The following is a 19156-nucleotide window of genomic DNA, read 5'->3' as shown; positions in this document are numbered from 1 at the left end:
AACTGCGGTGAGGGTGACATGTACCTGTGTGCGATCCGGGACGGGCACACGCGGCGGGTACTCGGGCACGTGGTCGCCGACCACATCGGCTCGGACGTGGTCGAGGCCGCGATCGAGGCGGCCGTCGCCGTGCGCGGTGGAGGGGTGCGCGGCACGATCCTGCATTCGGACCGCGGCGGCGAGTTCACCGCCGGACTGACCACGAAAGCCTGCGCCCGCCACGGCCTGCGCCGGTCGATGGGTGCCACCGGCATATGCTGGGACAACAGCCCCGCCGAATCGTTGTGGTCGACCTTCAAGCACGAGTTCTACTACCGACACACCTTCACCTGCAAGGCCGAACTCGTTGCCGCAGTTGACAAATGGGTCGACCGCTACAACACTACCCGCAGGCACTCCGCCATCGGTGGAATCAGCCCCATCCGCTACGAGCGGTCTCTGGAGACAGACGCAGCGAACGCTGCGTAAACATCTGTCCACCGTTCGGGGGGAACCTCAGACGGCGAGCCGACCACCGCGGCGAATCGGATACACGAAATCCTCACCCGCTACGGCCGTGACACCACAGTCGGTCGGTTCATGCAGTGCGCTGCAACGAACATCCTCGAGGCCGTTTTCCGCACCGAGGAAGCAATGGGCGCTCACCCCAGGTAGGGGTAGCTCCCTGAAAGGAAGTCGCCAATCTGCTGACGCATGCTCGGGTGGATGTCGTATCGGTCCAGGTCTTCAGTGCGGACGAAGGTCACCCCGTCGGCTTCCTCGTTGATGGTCGGTGTTCCGCTGACCGGTCGGCCGATGTAGCAGTTCTCGTACTGCTGACGAATCTCGCCATCGGTGTAGGCGACGATGTGATTCGGGTTGCTGTACACGCCAAGGAATCCGGTGATCTCGGCCGTTATCCCGGTCTCCTCCCGGCACTCCCGGATCGCGCACTCCGCAGCAGTCTCCCCCAAGTCCATGGCTCCACCTGGTAACGCCCATTGGCCGGTGTCGCGGCGACGCTGAAGGAGGATCGCCCCGGAGTCATCAGTAACAAGTAGATTGCACGCCACCACAAGGGAATTCGGCTTCGGGGCCTTCGGGTCGTGGTAGTACTCGATCCTGCCCATGAGCAACCTTTCATTGGGGTAACCACGGCTGGGCGGTAGCCCAGATGGTTTCGAAGCTTTGGGCGTAGCTGTCGAACCACGCGGCGTCGTTGACGCGTTTGAGTTGGAACACCGGGTTGGCGCTCGCGGGCTGCCCCCAGATATGTGGGTTGACCAGCATGTTTTCGTCGTACCGGAACAGCGAGCGGTACAGCGTCGTGTTATGCAGCCGAATTTCGCAGCGTTCCTCGGACAGTAGCGGCCGATAGTAGGTAAGCGAGGCACGGACTTTCGCGGAAAGGGTGTCGCCGATACCTTCCTCATGGCCGCGAGTGGCAACCGCTTCGCCGTTGGGGTTCCCGAAGCACAGACGGATGCGAACGCCCTGGGCTGCCTGCGCGGACAGCATCTTCACGACCATCGGGTTCGACTGCACGATGAGTGTTCCGGAGAAGACGAGTACATCGATCTGCTCGGTTGCGCTGCGCAGCAGGGACAACCACACATCCCGAGGAACATCAGCGCGGTTCGGGTAGGTGGCGACCAACTCGGCATTCCTGGGAACCGGTGTTGCCTCCGGAACCGGCGGCCACAGGAACTCCTCCCCTATACGAAGGTGCTGGGCAACGCTCCTGCGGTGCTTCGGATACGGCACCCTGCCGCCGAGCCATCGGCTGACTGTTTTCGGGTCCACTTCGCACACCTCGGCCAGCACCTCGGGACGGATACCCCGCTGGAGCAGCACGTTTTGCAGCCGGATGTTCACAGTCTCCATGGAAACCGACGCACCGACCGTCGGCAAGGAAATCGCTACGGGACGCCGAAAACGTCCCAGGACGTCCATGGGCCGGTTCCAAACGCGGTTACAAGATCCCGCTCTTTGCCGCCACGATGGCTCTGACCAGCGACGGAACAGGGGTCGTGATGAAGCGCACTCGGATCTACCAGTTCCCCGGCGGTGTGTTCGAACTCCAGGCCACCGAGGACGATGCGGACGACTACGCGGGGTTTTACCTGGAATTCCCCGGACGCGGCGCGCTGATCGGATCGGACGACAAAGGGGCAGTCATGCGGTACAGGCCAGCGGCACTCGGGTACCTGCGATGCAATGTGTCCGGCATCTCCCAACTGTGGGACGAAACCCAAGTGCGAAGGCTCGCTGAACGATTCGGGTACGACTTCTGCGGATTGATCGTCTTCGATCCCAAATCCGGACGACCGCCGCTGGCCCGCCTGAAGGCACAAGCGACTCGGTTGGATGCCGAGGCAGTCATAGTCCCCGGTCCGAACCACTTCGAGGGCGGACAGATACCCGGCTCGCTGGTGAAGCAACTCGACGTAATCACGGTCCATCCCGAAGAGACGTACGCCCGGGGCTCCATGCTCCCGCTGCGGGACCTGCCGCCCGTCCAAGCTGACGGGGCATAGACCACTCCGAAGGCTCGGGAAGCCCGAACGGGGGTGATCATCACCGACTTCAGGACAACATAGGCGTTGCTTCACAACGCATTTCGCGAGAGGACTCGGCCCCGAATGCAACCGTGCGGAGTCCTCGCCCCGTAGAGACCCCCAGCCGCAGGAGAGGGCTGGGGTTCTCCGTTGAGTACCCGATGGCGTGAAGCACAGCACCCGGAAACCGAAACATGCACCACAACAACGTCTTACGCTCGATGAGCAGTATCGAGACGGATACCCACACGAAGGGGACTCCGATGCAGTACCGCACATGGCAACACGATTGCTCATCCGGGCTCGCGCCTCTGCAACGATCCATCCTGGGGGAAGAAGCGCGCACACGTCTGATCCGCGACTGGCAGCCTGAGGTCATCATCGGACTGCTCCGGACAGAGCCGTACGCGCGAGCGATCCTGCGCGCCTGCATCGATGTCCTCGGCATACCGAGTGATCTCGAGACCGTCGTGGCGACGCGGATGCAGCGGCAGCAGATCCTCACCCAAGACGGCCACGAGTTCCGGTTCCTGATCGGGGAATGGGTGCTCTATCGCACGGTCGACACACACGACGTCATGACCGAACAACTGGAGCACCTGGTGAACGCGGCCGACAACCCTCGGCTCAGTCTCGGGATCGTGCCGATGGACGCCCGATTCCTGGCACCGACAACAGGATTCCTCATCCATGACGACACGAAAGCTTCCACCGAAGCTGTCGGCGGAGAGATCATCGTCACCGAACCGGAAGGGATCGCCCTGCACGCCAAGACCTTCGACATCCTGACCAGGCAAGCAGTCTTCGGCAACGCGGCCCGGCAATTGATCGAAGCAGCCGCCGAAACACACCGATCCGGCCACCGCCCACGACGAATCGAAACCAAGCCCTGAATACGACGCAAGCCCCCTGCGCCAGGACCGGAGTGGTGCCAGCGCAGGGGCTCGGTGTTGGAGCAGTTACTGATTCAGGCGGCGGTGTCGAGAACGTTGACGCGGCATGCGGGGTGGGCGACGCAGCGCACCTGCGGTGGCAGCGGGTTGTGGCACACCATGCACTCGGTCGGCCATCTGCCCGCGTGCTGGCACGCCAAGCAGATCAGCCAGTGCTCACCCGGTGCGGACGAACCACCACACTTCGGGCATTGGCCCGCCCTGCCGGGAAGCCGTCCCAAGCCGTCCGGAAGCGTCTGTACCGAGTTTGAACTGCGGTGATCCTTGGACACCTTTGCCTCGGCGGACGTGTCTTCGAGGGGCAAGGTGTCCGGGAGTTCGCGCATGTCAGCGAGGTTCTGGCCGGGTTGGACGGGTTCGGACGCCTTTCGGGGAGCGGGGGCAGGTAATGGGCGAAGGCGTTGAGGAAATCGACCAGCCGGTACCCGCGTTCGGTCCTGTCGAGGTTGTGCCCGGTCTCGAGCCCGTATTCCTCGAGCCGATGGCCGAGCCGCGATGGGGTCAATTCCCACGTCTCCCAGGGTGATTCCTCCATGCTCCGCAGGTAGGCGCACAGGGTTTGGGATTTGATGAACGAGGACCCCCTAGCGTTGAACACCTCGCGGATGTCCGCGAGCAGCTTCACATGCGGTGAGGTGGCCTCGTTGTCGTCCACGACGTCGGACACTGTGAACGCAGCGGCAGCACGCGGTGTGCGACCATTGCCCGCCGGCCTTGTCTGCCACCGCGCAGTACTCGGTGATGAGTCCGCGTACCTCGTCCAGAACGGCCGCGCAACACTCATGACTCGGCCGCATTCCTACAACGGGTGGTTCATCGGGGCGGTCCAAGAGATCACTCCGCACGATCTGCGGCACACGTGCGCCTCGCTGGCGATCTCGGCTGGGGCTAATGTGATGGCGCTGTCCAGGATGCTGGGCCACAAGGACAAGTCGGAGACGCTGAATACCTATGCGGACCTGTTCGACGACGACCTCGATCGGGTCGCGAACGCGATGCGCAAGCTGTACGAAGCGGTCACTCCTTGTCAAAATCTTGTCACCGAACCCGACAAGATCGACAAGGCGGCCTGAAATGTGGCGCTGACCTGCCAGTAACCAAGCAAGACCCCCTCTACAACGGATCGTCCGGCACGTTCCTGCCGGTGAAGGGAAGTGTTCAACCGTGGCAACGGTGACTTTCGACAAGGCCACCCGGCTTTATCCGGGCGGGAACAAGCCCGCTGTGGATGCGCTGGATCTGGAGATCGCGGATGGCGAATTTCTGGTTTTGGTCGGGCCTTCCGGGTGTGGGAAATCCACATCGTTGCGCATGCTTGCGGGGCTCGAGGAGGTGAGTCACGGGCGGATCCTGATCGGGGACAACGACGTTACTCATGCGGAGCCCAAGGAACGCGATATCGCGATGGTGTTCCAGAACTATGCGCTGTATCCGCATATGAGCGTGGCCGAGAACATGGGCTTCGCGTTGAAGATGGCGAAGGTGTCCAAGGAGGAGCGTCGGCAGCGGGTGCTGGAGGCGGCCAAGCTGCTGGATCTGGAGCCGTATCTGGATCGGAAGCCCAAGGCGTTGTCCGGTGGTCAGCGGCAGCGTGTCGCCATGGGGCGGGCGATCGTGCGGCAGCCGCAGGTGTTCCTGATGGACGAGCCGCTGTCGAACCTGGATGCGAAGTTGCGGGTGCAGACCCGTACGCAGATCGCGCAGTTGCAGCGGCGGTTGGGGACCACGACCGTGTATGTCACCCACGATCAGGTCGAGGCCATGACCATGGGTGATCGGGTGGCGGTGCTCAAGGACGGCCTGTTGCAGCAGTGTGCGTCACCGCGTGACCTGTACCGCGATCCGGCCAACCTGTTCGTGGCCGGGTTCATGGGCTCGCCCGCGATGAATCTGTTCACCCTGCCGGTCACCAATGGGTCGGTCACCCTGGGTGGTTGCCCGCTGCCGCTGCCCCGGGCGGTCGCCGCCGTCACCGGCGAGCGCGTGGTCGTGGGCATCCGGCCCGAGCACCTGGAGCCGGTCGGCGACGGGGCGGGGATCGCCATGGAGGTCGATGTGGTCGAGGAGCTCGGTTCCGACGCCTACATCTACGGCCGCACCCTCGGCGACGGGGAAACCATTGTGGCGCGGGTGGATTGGCGGCACCCGCCGGCCAAGGGCGCCCGCCTCGCGCTGGTGTCGGATGCGGACCACACCTACTTCTTCCACCCGGAGGACGGACGCCGCCTGCACTGACGGGCGAGACTCAGGAATGGCGGCGGCGTTTGCGCCGCCATTCCTCGTTCACCCGGACGCGCAGATTCTCCAGTGGGACTTGGTTTCCCGAGGCGCTGCGCAGTTCGGCGCGCACCGGCTCGCCGGTGGAATCCTCCAGCCGTTCCAGTGGCGCGGTGCCGTCCTGGAGGTACTTGTCACCCCACTGCCACAGCGCGACGACCGCGGGCAGCAGATCCAGCCCCATCGGGGTGAGGATGTATTCGTTGCGGGTGCGCTTGCCCTCTTCCTGATACGGCCGCTTCTCCAGCAGCCCGGCCTCGACCAGCTTGCGCAACGCGGTCGAGGCCGCCGCGTCGGTGATCCCCACGCGGGCCGCGAACCCGTCGAACCTGGTCGTGCCGTAATACGACTCGCGCAGGATGAGGATCGCCGAGCGGGTGCCCACGATGTCCATCGCCTTGGCGATCGAGCAGCCCTCGGGCTTCCACGAGCCGAGGTCGCTGAGTTTTCCTTCCATTACGGCCGACATGGCGTACATCATACCTTGCTGACTTGCCCTAACTATGGCCAGCCCCTAATCTGACTATAGAACGATCAAGTCAGACGCCGTTGTCGGATTCCATTCCGGGGCGGCGCGCCTGGAAGGAACGTCATGAGAGACGCAGTCATCGTCGAAGCGGTCCGCACCCCGATCGGCACGGGCAAGGCCGCCGGTGGCCTGCACGGTGTCCACCCGGCCGACCTGCTCGCCCACAGCCTGCGCGAAGTGGTGCGGCGCAGCGAGATCGATCCGGTCCTGATCGACGACGTGATCGGCGGCGTGGTCACCCAGGTCGGCGAGCAGGGCTCGAACCTGACCCGCCGCGCGGCCCTGGCCGCCGGATACCCCGAATCCGTCCCCGCCACCACGGTGGACCGCCAGTGCGGCAGCAGCCAGCAGGCCATCCACTTCGCCGCCCAGGGCGTCATCGCCGGGGCCTACGACATCGTGGTCGCCGCGGGCGTGGAATCCATGAGCCGGGTTCCCAGGGGGGCCAACCTGATCGGCGCCGAGGACATCGCCGGGGTGGGCTTCGCCGAACGCTACCCCGAGGGCCTGGTCCCGCAGGGCATCAGCGCCGAACTCATCGCCGCCAAGTGGGGCCTGACCCGCACCCAACTCGACGAGTTCGCCCTGACCAGCCACGAAAAGGCCGCCACCGCAACCAAGAACGGCTCCTTCGAGGCCCAGCTCACCCCCTACGGTGGCCTGACCGACGACGAGGGCATCCGCCTCGGCAGCACCCTCGACACCCTGGGAGCCCTGCGCCCCGCCTTCTACAGCGAGGAAATGGCCGCCCGCTTCCCCCAGATCGATTGGAGCATCACGGCCGCCAACTCCAGCCCCATCAACGACGGCAGCGCCGCCACCCTCATCATGACCAGCGAACGCGCCGCCCGACTCGGCCTGCGCCCCCTGGCCCGCCTGCACAGCTTCGCGGTGGCCGGCGACGACCCGCTGCTCATGCTCACCGCCGTCATCCCCGCCACCCGAAAGGTCTTGACCCGAGCCGGACTCGACCTCTCCGACATCGACCTGTTCGAAGTCAACGAGGCCTTCTCCTCGGTGGTCCTGGCCTGGGCTCACGACACCGGCGCCGACCTGTCCAAGGTCAACGTCAACGGCGGCGCCATCGCCCTCGGCCACCCCCTGGGAGCCTCCGGCGCCCGCCTGGCCACCACCCTCGTCCACGCCATGCACGACCGCGGCGCCCGCTACGGCCTCCAAACCATGTGCGAGGCAGGCGGCCTGGCCAACGCCACCATCTACGAACGCCTCTGAGCAACTCACAACCCTGCGCGGAGGCAGGTCCGGCATCGTGCGTCTCGGCCGCCATCGCGGCAGGTCCGAGACGTACGATGGCGAGGATCCCCGAGCCGAAGGATGACCACTGTGTCGGAAGCGTTCGATTGGTCTTCGCCGAAGACCTACATCATGACCGTCGACATGGACGACTACCTGGCGATGCCCGAGGACATGTCCAGATCGGTCGAGATCAAGGACGGGATGATCGTCTTCTGCGAATCGCCGTCGCCGAATCACAACGTCATCTCCTACAACATCCGACGGGCGCTCGCCGAGGGCGAGTCACGGCGGGCGGATCGACAACCATGTCTACGCGTGAATCACGACGTCGACATGCTGGTTTCCGAGGTTCCATTTCATTACAAGCGGCCCGACGCAATTGTCTATCGGTGCGTCGAACAGCCTCGGCCCCGCTGGAAGACCAAGCCCACGATTGCCGACACGGTCCTGGTCGTAGAGGTGGTATCCCCCAGTACGATCACTGCCGACACCATCGACAAACGGGCCGAGTACGCCCGGTACGGTATTCAGCACTATTGGATCGTTCGAATGGCCAACGACGACGGCCCGGCGGTCTCCGTCGAAATGCTGACACTCAATTCCGCGGGCCGATATGCGGTGGATGAACGTCGAACCAGGGCCGACCATTTCGGCGTGGCCATCGATACTCTCGTCCCCTTCCCGGTCCGGTTGACGTGGGAGGAGCTCGACGACGGGCTCGATTGATCAGGGTGGAACCGCGACGATGGCGGTAAGCAAGCCCAGTACCCATGCCTCGGCCAGGAGTGGAAAGGCCACTATGGCGGTGGTCCAGGCTCTTCGGCGGAGGCGGATGGCGTGGATCATCCAGAGCGGAATGATCAAGAGCGTCAATCCGATTCCCAGCCATGCCACGGCGTAGGCCAGGGGTAGGTAGCGGGTGTCGGCGTCGGGCGGGAACAGGGTGCGGTAGTCGGGCACGAGTCCGGCCAGCGTCCAGGCCGCGAGGCAGGCCACCGTGTAGATCAACACGGTGGCAACGAAATCCGCGACTGTGATCGGCGGTCGCCGCCATTCGGCCACCGTTTCAGGGTGCCCGGTTCGCACGCGCCGGGTGGTGAATCACTTGATGGCGGTGGCCACCAGCACGTGTCCGGCGCCACCGGCCAGCAGGATGACCGGGAGGGCGATGGCGGTGTAGGTCCAGGCGCGGCGGCCGGTCATGGCGGCGACCGCGGTGAGGACCAGCGCGGCGACCAGGGCCATGAACATGCCGCCACCGCCGATCAGCAAGCCCCACAGGGCCGATGCGGGTGGGCGGATCACGTCGCACTGCACCGTGAAGTCCTTCTTCTGTAGGGCGCAGCGGTTGTGGACCAGGTCGAAGAGCTTGGCGAACAGGTCATAGGCGAAGCCGAAGGCGGCGGCGACCCCGACCACGTAGAGCAGCCCGGCCACCGCGATATCCCTGCGGCGCACCGGTTTACGCGCCTGGGCGGCCTCGGGCGGAGCCGCGGCGGCCTCCGCAGTGGGTAGCTTGGCGGGCATGGTCTGGTCGTTCTCACCGAGGACGGGGCCGGGAGCGCCCGGCCCGTACGGCCCACCGGCCGGGGCCCACGCCTCCGGCGAAACAGCCTCACCGGCAGGACGATTCGGCGCGCTGACCACCTCGGTCGGCGTGCCCACGACGTACGGGGGGACGCCGGGACCCATGGGTGCGCCCCGGTCCACGTAACCCGGCCCGCCACCGTAGGCCGGGTTGGCGGGACCGCCGGGCATGGGTTGGCGCGAACCACGCGGCGGCCCGGCGGGCGGCTGCGGCCGTACCGGCACGGCCGAACGCGTTGGGCCACCGGCATTTCGGCCGGGAGCACCGCTGGGCGGCTGCGGCGGCACGGGTGGCGGCGGGGCCTGCCGGCCGCCCTTGGGCAGGGTCGGCCCGGCCGGATCGAGCGGAAGCGGCCGCGGCGCGCCGGGTACCCCGCTCGGTGGCTGCGGCGGCACGGGTGGCGGTGGAGTCTGCCGACCGCCCTTGGGCACGGTCGGTCCTGCCGGGTCGCGCGGGCCGGCCGTGGGACCGCCCGGGGCGCGGGGCGGCGGCGGGGGAAATCCCTGGTCGGAGGCGGGCCCATTGTCCGCGGCGGCGCGGCGGGGCTCATTGGGCGGATTCATGTGCTGCGGTCTCCCCCAAGTGCAGGTCTGCGAAACCGGGCATCGGTTTCACCCGAAATTCTGACGGGCTGTGAGCCACACCGCCACCATTGCAGCTCCACCGCCACCCTTGCCGGGTGCGGCCGATCGGTAGGGTCGGGGCGTGAGCGACAGCGGCGATGCGGTGGATTTCGAGTCGGCGGTGGTCTACGCGATCCCCATGCGAACCCGGTTCCGGGGGATCACCGTTCGCGAGGGGATGCTGATTCCCGGGCCGAACGGGTGGGGCGAGTTCTGCGCATTTCCCGAATACGACGACCGCGAGGCGGCCGCCTGGCTGGCCACGGCCGTGGAACAGGCGACGCTGGGCTGGCCGGAACCGGTACGGGATCGGGTGCCGGTCAACTGCATCGTTCCCGCGGTCGGGCCGGAGCGCGCCCGCGAGATTGTGATCGCGTCGGGCTGCCGCACCGCGAAGGTGAAGGGCGCCGACCATCCGGACTCGCGGCGCGAGGATCTGGACCGGGTGGCGACCGTGCGCGACGCGCTCGGGCCCGGCGGCGCGGTGCGCGTCGACGCCAATGCGGTGTGGGATGCGGACACGGCGGTCGCCCGGATCCGGGAAATCGACCGCGCGGCGGGTGGTTTGGAATATGTCGAGCAGCCTTGCCGGACGATCGAGGAACTGGCGCGGGTGCGCAAGCAGGTCGACGTCCGCATCGCCGCCGACGAATCCATCCGCCGCGCCGAGGATCCGCTGCGCGTGGCGGTGGCGGGCGCGGCCGATGTGGCGGTGCTGAAATGCACTCCGCTGGGCGGTGTCCGGCGTGCCCTCGAGGTCGCCGACGCCGCCGGACTGCCCTGTCTGGTGTCCTCGGCCTTGGAGACCAGCGTCGGCCTGGCCGCCCAGATCGCCCTCGCCGGTGCGCTGCCCCATCTCGACTTCGCCTGCGGCCTGGACACCTTGTCCCTGCTCACCGGCGACGTCGTGACCGAACCGCTGCGCCCGATCGACGGCTACCTCCAGGTTCCCCGCAGCGCGCCGACCCCGGACCCGGAATTGCTGGAGCGCTACCGCCACCCCGACTCCGAACGAGTCGACTGGTGGCGGCAGCGCCTGGCCCGGGTCAGGAAACTGCTGCCCTGACCTTCGTCCGATCCCGCACGAGGATCCCGCTCCGAGCGAAAACCTCTGCCCCGTCGGCATATTCGACCGCAGGACCGTCGAACCGGTGCAGCCGCAGTTGCCCGTACAACGCGCCCGGCTGCGGTTCGACGTGCACAGCGGTGGGCCGTTCGGCCATGACGCACCGCCGCTGTCCCGGCCACCACCATCCGGTCGTGCGGGCCAGGCGCACCCATTGATCCAGGTGGCGGGCGTCATTGTCGCGATACTCGACGAATCCGACCGTCCGGCACAGATCGTGGAATGCGGCGGCCCAGGTGTCGTACTGCTCGTACCCGGCGGCATCGACACACCGGCCCTCCGGCCCCAGCAGGGCCGCACGCGCGGGGTGATAGACGTTGTCTCGCAGGGTTTCCTGCAAGGGTTCGCGCACCATCACCTCGAGGATCCAGTCGTGCCGGACACCCTTGGCCAACAGTTCGGGCAGCCTCGAGACGGGCCATTCCCGTTTCGTTTTTCCCGGCGGCGGCTCCCACGGCATACGCCGCGGATCGAGTTGCGCGGCCAGCCGATGCCGCAACTCGAATTTCAGTGCGGTGAGTCTTTGTGAAAATGGCCAGCGCCGGAAGGGAATTCCGGACGGGGGAAGTTTTCCATGGCCGCGGACGGATTCATCGGGCTCCGCCCGCACCAGCCCCGCGGCCGCCGCCGGTGAATCCACCCAGATGAATTCGGGTGGTGGTTCGTCGAGTAATCGGTATATCTCGATGACCGCGCGTTGTGCGGTATCCCGGTCCGCGGGTTCGGTACTCGTGCCGATCCGCAACCAGTCATCACGCAGCCGAAATGCTGCTTCGAGACGTTCTACCAGGGGAATCCCGCGGTCGGTCGAATGCCGCGGGGAGAGTGCGCGGTTCACCGCGCCGAGGCGCGCAGCGCCTTTCTGGAGATGGAGATCATGTACTCGATCATGACACCGTCGCGGCGATCAGGCAATACGGATTCCGCAGGAATACATTGTGGTGCGCAACACCAGGGCCGCTTCCGGCCCGATGACACCGTCCACCAATTCGATATAGCGGCCACAGAATTCGGGCCCGTGCGCCGCCACCTCGTCCGATTCGGGTTCCAGGTGATGGGCCAGCTCGTGCAGGATCACCAGTTCGCGTAGCGCCCAGGCATTTCCACGCACATGCAACGGAATCGCGAGCACCGCGTGCCCGGTTTCGTAGTGCGCCGCCTTCGCACCGGCCCGAGCCCGCACGGTGACCGCAACGGTAGCCCGATCCCACTGCGCGCGAACCCAATTCAACCCCAGCACCCGGTCCACGTAGGTCTGCACCGACTCCACCGACGCGAACCGCCGCTCGATCGGCAGCGTGATCCGCGACCCGTGCAACTCGACGGTCCGCACCCCGAATTCGTCGGCGCGGTCGAACATTCCGCGCACCAGCCCCTCGGCGTCGTACACCCGGGACCGCTGCGCATCCCGCTCCGCCATGCGCGCCCGCGCTATTCGCCCGTGCCGCGCGGCAGCTGCCCGCGCGCCCCGCCCAGCTCCGGCGAGTTACCGAGCCGCGCGGCCTTGCCCGCCCGGTCCCCGGCCCGCCGCGCGGCCGCCGAGTATCCGGCCGAGGCCTGCGGGCCGCGCCAGGTGCCGCGCGCCTCGGAGGTGCGGGAGTAGAAGTCGGTGAGCTCGAGTTCCTTGTTCCGCAGCGCGAGCGCCGTTCCGGTGGGCGTGGATTCGGCGGCGTCGGCCTCGACCGCCGCGGTCTCCACGTCCGCCTTGACCTCGGCCAGGCGGCGGCCGATGCGGGAGGCGAAGGCCATCTGGAAGTTCAGCCGCGCCGTCACCGCGGCCACCGGCACCTCCACGGGACGGTGGAAGGTCCGGCCGTACCGGCGCTCGATCACGACCTTCTCGGTGGTGGCCGTCTTGTAGGCCCCCGACTTGATGTACTGGTCCGAGGCCCGCACCATCTGGATCAGCAGGCTCGTGTACAGCGCCTCGCAGGTGTCGATATCGGTATCGAATCCGTAGGCGTACAGCGTCGTCGAGGTGCGCGCCACATCGCAGCGCACGTCATTGGCGGCGGCGATGGCCACGAACAGCTGCACATAGGTTCGCAACCCGCGTTTTCCGGCCTCGCCGATGGGAATCACCCGCTGGGTCGGCGTGGGCCGCCGCTCCCGATTCGCGATATGCGCCCGCGCCACGGCCAGATCCACCGAGGAACCGGTCGCAAGCCGCTGCGCAGCGGCCAGAAACGCTTCGGCTTCATGCTCGTTGTCGGTCGATTCGGCCTGCCGCAGCAACCCGCCGATCCGAGTGAGCATCTTGTCCTGAGAAGACATCGCGACACAGCCTAGCGGCACCGGCCATCGCGTGGTCATCGCCCGAGTGACCAGGTAGTCCCCGCGCGTGGAACCTCCACCATGTATCTTCCCTTGTGCAACCGGCTGGGTGTGCCGCCGCTCACGTCTCGACCCTGGAGTATTCGCGATGGCTTTGAAGAAGGTGTCGTCCCTACGATCGACGTTGGTGCCGCGTGCCGTTTTGGCCGTGACATCGGCGGCCTTGCTGACGGCGACGCTCGCCACCGGATGTTCCAGCGGCAGCGGCGGTTCGGGCTCCACCACCGAGAACCTCACCGGCCGTGGCCCGATCACCTACGTGGAGGGCAAGGACACCACCGAGACCGGTGCGGTCAAGCAGCTCATCGACCGCTGGAACGCCGCCCACCCCGATGAGAAGGTGACGTTCAAGGAGCAGTCCAGCGACGCCTCCCAGCAGTACGACGACCTCAAGCAGCACATGCAGGCCAAGGCGTCGGACTACGACGTGGTCGCACTGGACGTGCCGTGGACCGCGGAGTTCGCCGCCAAGGGCTGGATCCAGCCGCTGAAGGACTCCTTCGCCATCGACACCTCCACCCTGCTCTCGCCGCCGGTGGCCTCGGCCACCTACAACGGCACCCTCTACGCGGCCCCGCGCAACACCAACGGCGGCCTGCTGTTCTACCGCAAGGACCTGGCGGCCGAGGCCCCCAAGACCTGGGCCGAGATGATCTCCATGTGCCCGAAGGCCAAGGAAGCCGGAATCGGCTGCTACGCAGGCCAGTTGGCCCCCTACGAGGGTCTGACCGTGAACACCGCCGAGGTCATCAACGCCTTCGGCGGCAGCTTCGTGGGCCCCGACGGCAAGACCCCGACCGTCAACACCCCGCAGGCCAAGCAGGGCCTGCAGACCCTGGTCGACGCCTACAAGAACGACGACATGCCCAAGGAGGCCCTCTCCTTCAAGGAGACGGAGTCCCAGAACGCGTTCGTCAGCGGCAAGCTCATGTTCATGCGCGGCTGGCCGTCCTCCTTCGGTGACGCCGGCTCGGACACCTCCGCGGTGAAGGACAAGTTCGGGGTCGCCCCGCTGCCCGGCAAGGACGGCATCGGCACCTCCACCCTGGGTGGCTACAACGCCGCCATCAGCGCCTTCTCCAAGAACAAGGCCACCGCGCTGGACTTCCTGCGCTACCTGATCAGCGAGGACGCCCAGCACATCGTGGCCCAGGGCGCCCTGCCGTCGGTGCGCGCCTCGGTGTACGACGACCCGGCCCTGATCGCCAAGATGCCGTACCTGCCCGCGCTCAAGGACTCCATCGCCTCCGCGGTGCCGCGCCCGGTGACCCCGTTCTACCCGGCCGTCTCGAAGGCCATCCAGGAGAACGCCTTCGCCGCCCTGCAGGGCACCAAGTCGGTCGACGACGCGATTACCGGGATGCAGAAGGGCATCGAGACCGCCGGATCGTAAGGTGTACTCGCAAGCCGAGCCCACCCCCGTAGGAGAAGAGTAAAGGTGTCACGTCCTCCGGGAGCGACCGTGGAATCCGAAGTGTCCCAACCGAACATCACGCCCGAGCCGCGAAAGGTCGCACCGAAGCGGCGCGAGCCGTTCCTCGGCCTGACCGCCCGGGCGTGGCTGTTCGTCACGCCGGTGCTGCTGGCACTGGCCGTGGTGGTCGGATACCCGGTGGTTCGCGCCGTGATCATGTCCTTCCAGAAGGACGCCGGCATCGACAAGTCCACGGGCATGTTCGTGGAGGGCGGCGGCGCCGGATTCAGCAACTACACGCACTGGCTGCTGCAGCAGTGCACCAACTCGCTCGGCGAGACGGTGTCCTGCCCCACCGGCAACGGCGGCTCCGAATTCTGGGCCGCCGTGGGCGTGACGCTGTTCTTCACGGTCATCACCGTCACTCTCGAGGCCACCATCGGCCTGGGCATGGCCATGATCATGGGCAAGACCTTCAAGGGCCGGGCCCTGCTGCGCGCGGCCGTGCTGATCCCGTGGGCCATTCCCACCGCGGTCACGGCGCGGTTGTGGGAGTTCATGTTCCAGTACGACGGCGTGGTGAACCGGGTGTTCGGCACCCACATCGTGTGGACCACCGACGGCTGGCCCGCCCGCTTCGCGGTCATCATCGCCGACGTCTGGAAGACCACGCCGTTCATGGCGCTGCTGATTCTGGCCGGGCTGCAGGTGATTCCGGGCGACGTGTACGAGGCCGCCCGGGTGGACGGCGCGTCCGCCTGGCAGCGGTTCCGGCACATCACCATGCCGCTGCTCAAGCCCGCGCTGCTGGTCGCGGTGCTGTTCCGCACCATGGACGCGCTGCGCCTGTACGACCTGCCCGCCATCATGACCCAGAACCTCGGGGCCACCCGCACCATCTCGATGCTGGTGGTGGAGCAGTCCCGCTCCGGCGCCAACAGCGCGTCGGCGCTGTCGGTGATCACCTTCCTGCTCATCTTCGCGGTCGCGTTCGTGCTGGTGAAGGGATTGGGCGCCAACGCCGTTCGCACCCAGGAAGAACAGCGGGAGGCGCACTGATGAGCACGAACGCCATCGACGAAACGGCGAACAAGCCGGTGCGGCAAGCGGTCTCGTGGGGCAAGCGGCTCACCTCGGGCAAGGTCTACCTGGGCGCGCTGATCGTGCTGGTCTGGGGTCTGGCGCCGTTCTACTGGATGGTCGTCACCGCGCTGCGCAGCCCGGCCTACATCTTCGACAACACCCCGTGGCCGACCCATCTGACGCTGGAGAACTTCCGCACCGCCTTCGACACCAGCCGCGGCACCAATTTCGCTCGCGCACTGGGCAACAGCGTCATCATCGGCGCGGCCACCACGGCGATCGCGCTGCTGCTCGGCGTCATGGCCGCGTACGCATTGGCCCGCCTGACCTTCCGCGGCAAGTACCTGGTGTCGGGGCTGATCCTGTCGGCGTCGATGTTCCCGGTCGTGGTGCTGGCGACGCCGCTGTTCCAGCTGTTCACCGACCTCGGCTGGTACGGGCACTACCAGGCGATGATCATTCCGAACATCTCGTTCGTGCTGCCGATGACGGTCTACATCCTGTCCTCGTTCTTCAGCGAACTGCCGTGGGAGCTGGAGGAAGCCGCCCGCATCGACGGCGCGTCCCGCTTCCAGGCCTTCCGGCTGATCATGCTGCCGCTGGCCGCGCCGGCCGTTTTCACCACCGCCATCCTGGCCTTCATCGCGGCGGTCAACGAATTCCTGCTGGCCAACCTGCTGTCCTCGGACGCCACCGCGCCGGTGACAGTGGCGGTCGCGCACTTCGGCGGCAACAACGGGTCGAAGGTGCCGCCCTACGGCGCGATCATGGCCGCGGGCACCATCGTCACCATCCCGCTGGTCATCATGGTGCTGCTGTTCCAGCGCCGCATCATCTCCGGCCTCACCGCGGGCGGCGTGAAGAGCTAGGGGCACCCGGTAACGTCGATTAGCATGGGTCGCGCCGCGGGTCGGTCCCCGGCGATCGTCCCCTGACACCAGCTTTTTCGACGCTCCGGAAGGAGATGCTCGTGAGCTCGTCCCGTAAGCGACGTCGCGGCGAACCGGCACCGTACGGGACCGAGGCGGGGTGGAACGAGCTCGCGAACGCGGCCGCCCGGCGGCAGGCACACCCATCGCACAGCCGCCCGCGGCGACGCGCCAAGCCGCCCAAGGCCCCCAGGCAGCCCGAGCCGTCCCTGCGCCCGCGCCGCACCCGCGGCCAGCGCATCCGGCGGCTGATCCTGGCGCTGTTCCTGGTGCTGGTGGTCATGCCGACCACGCTCATGGGCATCGCCTACTGGAGCGCGGAGATCCCCGACCCGAATACGGTGCAGACCAACCAGATCGCCACCATCCTCACCTCCGATGGCAATACCGTCATCGCGAAGGTCGTTCCGCCCGAAGGCAATCGGGTGCCGGTGCCGCTGGCCGACGTGCCCGAGCCGGTGCGGCTGGCGGTGCTCTCGGCCGAGGACCGCGACTTCTACACCAACCCCGGCTATTCCACCTCCGCGTTCCTGCGCGCGGCCCGCGACAACCTGCTCGGCCGCGACGACGCGGGCGGCGGCTCCACGATCACCCAGCAGTACGTGAAGAACGCCTTCCTCAGTTCCGAACGCACGCTCAGCCGCAAGATGCGCGAGCTCATCATCTCCGCCAAGATGGCCCGCGAATGGAGCAAGGACGACATTCTCGCCGCCTACCTCAACACCATCTACTACGGTCGCGGCGCGTACGGCATCTCGGCCGCGGCCAAGGCGTACTTCGGCAAGGCCACCCCCGAACTGACGCTGGCCGAGGGCGCGGTGCTGGCCTCGGTGATCCGCACCCCGTCCCTGCTGGACCCGGAGAACCATCTCGACCAGCTGCGGGCCCGCTGGGCCTACGTGCTCGACGGCATGGTGGGGATGCGCGTGCTGAACCGTAATGAGCGCGCGGCCACCGTATTCCCGAACATCGTGCCGGTCACCGAGGTGGACGACAGCACCCCGCGCGGTCCCGAGGGGCTGATCCGCGCCCAGGTGCTGCGCGAGCTGCGCGCCTCCGGCATCAGCGAGCACGAGCTGAACACCGGTGCGCTGCAGATCATCACGACCATCGACGCCAAGGCCCAGCAGGGCGCGCTGAACGCGGTCGGGAACGTGCTGGGCGGGCAGCCCGGCGAATTGCGCACCGCCGTGGTGTCGATCGACCCGCGCTCGGGCGCGGTGCGCGCCTACTACGGCGGCCCCGACGGCATCGGCTTCGACTTCGCGCAGGCCCCGCTGCAAACCGGTTCCGCCTTCAAGACTTTCGCGGTGCTGGCCGCGCTGGAGCAGGGTATTCCGCTGTCCTACAAGCTCGACAGCGAACCGCTCACGGTGAACGGCGAGAAGATCCAGAACGTGGGCGGCGAGTCCTGCGGCACCTGCTCGCTGGGCGAGGCGTTCAAACGCTCGCTCAACACCAGCTTCTACCGCCTGTCGCAAAGCCTGTTCGAGGGCCCGAAAGCCATTGCCAATGCGGCACATCAGGCCGGTATCCCCGATCAGATCCCGGGCGTGCCGGGCAAGACGCTCACCGAGGACGGCGGCCCGCCGCTGCCCGCCATCGTGCTGGGCGCGTACTCGGTGCGGCCCATCGACATGGCCTCGGCCTACGCCACCCTGGCTGCCTCCGGCGCCTACCGCGCTCCGTACTTCGTGCAGAAGGTGCTCACCGGCGACGGCCGCGTGCTGCTCGACCGCGGCAAGGACCCGCGCAAGTCCGAGCAGCGCATCCAAACCGTGGTCGCCGACACTGTGACCCAGGCCATGCTGCCCATCGCCGCCTACTCCAACGGTCACAATCTGGCCGGCGGCCGCCCGTCGGCCGCCAAGACCGGCACCACCCAGCTCGGCAGCACCGGCCAGAACAAGGACGCCTGGATGGTCGGCTTCACCCCCGCGCTCTCGACCGCGGTCTGGGTGGGAACCGAACAGTCCCAACCCATCCGCACCGCCCGCGGCGCGGCCATCTACGGTTCCGGCCTGCCCGCCGACCTGTGGAAACAAACCATGGACACCGCCCTCGAAGCCACCCCCGTGGACCAATTCCCCAACCCCGAACAAATCGCCGGAATGCCGCCCGGCAACGGCAATTACGACATCCTCAACCCCGGCCCCGCGGCCCCCCAACAAGAGCCGGTCCTCGTCATCCCCCCTGCCCCCACTCCAAAGGAGGTGGAAATCTTCCCCGGCCTCAGTATCCCTGTGCCCGGATAGGGTTGCGTATGCCAAGGCGGCAACTGATTTCGCGACGGTCGGGGTAACTCCCCGGGTACGTCCAAAATGGATTCGGCTCCCGACCGTCGGCACGCGTGCACGACTCCGACGGCTCTCAGCCGGGCGCTGAAGGCCCGGGGAGGCGGCATTGTGATGTCCTGTTGATCATGTTTCGTGGCTACTGTGCCCACTTATGGTCGGCCACGGATATTGTGGAGACCGCTACCGGCTTCAATGACTCCGGGGGTCGG

At 66.9% G+C, this 19156-nt stretch carries 21 protein-coding genes; 12 read left to right on the top strand and 9 right to left on the bottom strand.

Features of this window, described 5'->3' with window-relative positions:
- The coding region (locus NS2_RS15400) for an integrase core domain-containing protein (protein WP_147207191.1) at window positions 1–468 on the top strand (468 nt) is incomplete at its 5' end.
- Between the two features lie 173 nt (window positions 469–641).
- Here NS2_RS15400 and NS2_RS15395 read toward each other — a convergent pair.
- Window positions 642–1109, bottom strand: a complete 468-nt coding sequence (locus tag NS2_RS15395) for an NUDIX hydrolase (protein WP_033088236.1) — start codon at window positions 1107–1109, stop codon at window positions 642–644.
- Window positions 1110–1119: 10 nt separating this feature from the next.
- Window positions 1120–1932: a DUF5919 domain-containing protein gene (locus NS2_RS15390; protein ID WP_197707880.1), complete on the bottom strand. Its 813-nt coding sequence runs from the start codon at window positions 1930–1932 to the stop codon at window positions 1120–1122.
- Between the two features lie 47 nt (window positions 1933–1979).
- On the opposite strand from NS2_RS15390, the gene NS2_RS15385 reads away from it, so the two are divergent.
- Entirely contained in the window at window positions 1980–2516 is a 537-nt protein-coding gene (locus NS2_RS15385) for a hypothetical protein (RefSeq protein ID WP_228102566.1), read from the top strand.
- Window positions 2517–2758: 242 nt separating this feature from the next.
- On the top strand, window positions 2759–3430 hold the full coding sequence (locus NS2_RS15380) for a DUF5753 domain-containing protein (protein ID WP_143161493.1): 672 nt from the start codon (window positions 2759–2761) through the stop codon (window positions 3428–3430).
- Between the two features lie 205 nt (window positions 3431–3635).
- Here NS2_RS15380 and NS2_RS38445 read toward each other — a convergent pair whose 3' ends face one another.
- Entirely contained in the window at window positions 3636–4145 is a 510-nt protein-coding gene (locus NS2_RS38445) for a DUF3631 domain-containing protein (protein WP_158544170.1), read from the bottom strand.
- Between NS2_RS38445 and NS2_RS38440 the strand changes: the two genes are divergently transcribed.
- Both NS2_RS38440 and NS2_RS15365 read left to right on the top strand, forming a co-directional pair.
- Window positions 4060–4563, top strand: coding sequence for a tyrosine-type recombinase/integrase (locus NS2_RS38440; protein WP_083608407.1), 504 nt, complete (start codon window positions 4060–4062; stop codon window positions 4561–4563). The two genes, NS2_RS38445 and NS2_RS38440, sit on opposite strands and share 86 nt — an antisense overlap.
- A gap of 91 nt (window positions 4564–4654) precedes the next feature.
- On the top strand, window positions 4655–5725 hold the full coding sequence (locus NS2_RS15365; RefSeq protein WP_033088234.1) for an ABC transporter ATP-binding protein: 1071 nt from the start codon (window positions 4655–4657) through the stop codon (window positions 5723–5725).
- 10 nt (window positions 5726–5735) lie between these two features.
- Here NS2_RS15365 and NS2_RS15360 read toward each other — a convergent pair whose 3' ends face one another.
- A complete protein-coding gene (locus NS2_RS15360) occupies window positions 5736–6236 on the bottom strand; it encodes a winged helix-turn-helix transcriptional regulator (protein ID WP_033088250.1) in 501 nt (166 codons plus the stop codon).
- Between the two features lie 123 nt (window positions 6237–6359).
- On the opposite strand from NS2_RS15360, the gene NS2_RS15355 reads away from it, so the two are divergent.
- Together NS2_RS15355 and NS2_RS15350 are read left to right on the top strand one after the other, a co-directional pair.
- Entirely contained in the window at window positions 6360–7529 is a 1170-nt protein-coding gene (locus tag NS2_RS15355; protein ID WP_147207190.1) for a thiolase family protein, read from the top strand.
- A gap of 111 nt (window positions 7530–7640) precedes the next feature.
- On the top strand, window positions 7641–8279 hold the full coding sequence (locus tag NS2_RS15350; RefSeq protein WP_158544169.1) for a Uma2 family endonuclease: 639 nt from the start codon (window positions 7641–7643) through the stop codon (window positions 8277–8279).
- Here the strand turns inward: NS2_RS15350 and NS2_RS15345 are convergent, their stop codons facing one another.
- Window positions 8280–8615: a hypothetical protein gene (locus NS2_RS15345; RefSeq protein WP_033088232.1), complete on the bottom strand. Its 336-nt coding sequence runs from the start codon at window positions 8613–8615 to the stop codon at window positions 8280–8282.
- 39 nt (window positions 8616–8654) lie between these two features.
- The gene (locus NS2_RS15340) at window positions 8655–9704 is read right to left on the bottom strand and encodes a hypothetical protein (protein WP_143161492.1); all 1050 of its coding nucleotides are present in this window, start codon (window positions 9702–9704) and stop codon (window positions 8655–8657) included.
- Window positions 9705–9846: 142 nt separating this feature from the next.
- On the opposite strand from NS2_RS15340, the gene NS2_RS15335 reads away from it, so the two are divergent.
- Window positions 9847–10830, top strand: a complete 984-nt coding sequence (locus tag NS2_RS15335) for an o-succinylbenzoate synthase (RefSeq protein ID WP_228102565.1) — start codon at window positions 9847–9849, stop codon at window positions 10828–10830.
- On the opposite strand, the gene NS2_RS15330 is transcribed toward NS2_RS15335, so the two are convergent.
- From NS2_RS15330 to NS2_RS15320, 3 genes are all read right to left on the bottom strand, one after another.
- A complete protein-coding gene (locus tag NS2_RS15330; protein ID WP_052086511.1) occupies window positions 10811–11635 on the bottom strand; it encodes a DUF6745 domain-containing protein in 825 nt (274 codons plus the stop codon). The two genes, NS2_RS15335 and NS2_RS15330, sit on opposite strands and share 20 nt — an antisense overlap.
- Window positions 11636–11797: 162 nt before the next feature.
- Complete coding sequence (locus NS2_RS15325) at window positions 11798–12310, bottom strand: TIGR04338 family metallohydrolase (protein ID WP_033088230.1); 513 nt, start codon at window positions 12308–12310, stop codon at window positions 11798–11800.
- Between the two features lie 11 nt (window positions 12311–12321).
- The gene (locus NS2_RS15320; protein WP_228102564.1) at window positions 12322–13164 is read right to left on the bottom strand and encodes a DUF2786 domain-containing protein; all 843 of its coding nucleotides are present in this window, start codon (window positions 13162–13164) and stop codon (window positions 12322–12324) included.
- A 148-nt stretch (window positions 13165–13312) separates the two neighbouring features.
- Here NS2_RS15320 and NS2_RS15315 point away from each other — a divergent pair, with 148 nt between their 5' ends.
- The 4 genes from NS2_RS15315 to NS2_RS15300 all read left to right on the top strand — a co-directional run bounded on the left by NS2_RS15315 (window position 13313) and on the right by NS2_RS15300 (window position 18905).
- Window positions 13313–14617 (top strand): ABC transporter substrate-binding protein, encoded by a 1305-nt coding sequence (locus NS2_RS15315; protein ID WP_033088228.1) that lies wholly within the window; start codon window positions 13313–13315, stop codon window positions 14615–14617.
- A gap of 150 nt (window positions 14618–14767) precedes the next feature.
- The gene (locus tag NS2_RS15310; RefSeq protein WP_155238932.1) at window positions 14768–15697 is read left to right on the top strand and encodes a carbohydrate ABC transporter permease; all 930 of its coding nucleotides are present in this window, start codon (window positions 14768–14770) and stop codon (window positions 15695–15697) included.
- A complete protein-coding gene (locus tag NS2_RS15305) occupies window positions 15697–16590 on the top strand; it encodes a carbohydrate ABC transporter permease (RefSeq protein WP_081985957.1) in 894 nt (297 codons plus the stop codon). Before NS2_RS15310 ends, NS2_RS15305 begins: the two co-directional genes overlap by 1 nt.
- Window positions 16591–16685: 95 nt before the next feature.
- Window positions 16686–18905 (top strand): transglycosylase domain-containing protein, encoded by a 2220-nt coding sequence (locus NS2_RS15300; RefSeq protein ID WP_033088227.1) that lies wholly within the window; start codon window positions 16686–16688, stop codon window positions 18903–18905.
- Window positions 18906–19156: the final 251 nt, after the last annotated feature.

This window comes from Nocardia seriolae NBRC 15557 (assembly GCF_007990715.1).
GTDB classification, from domain to species: Bacteria; Actinomycetota; Actinomycetes; order Mycobacteriales; family Mycobacteriaceae; genus Nocardia; species Nocardia seriolae.
This window is presented reverse-complemented; position numbering and strand designations above follow the sequence as displayed.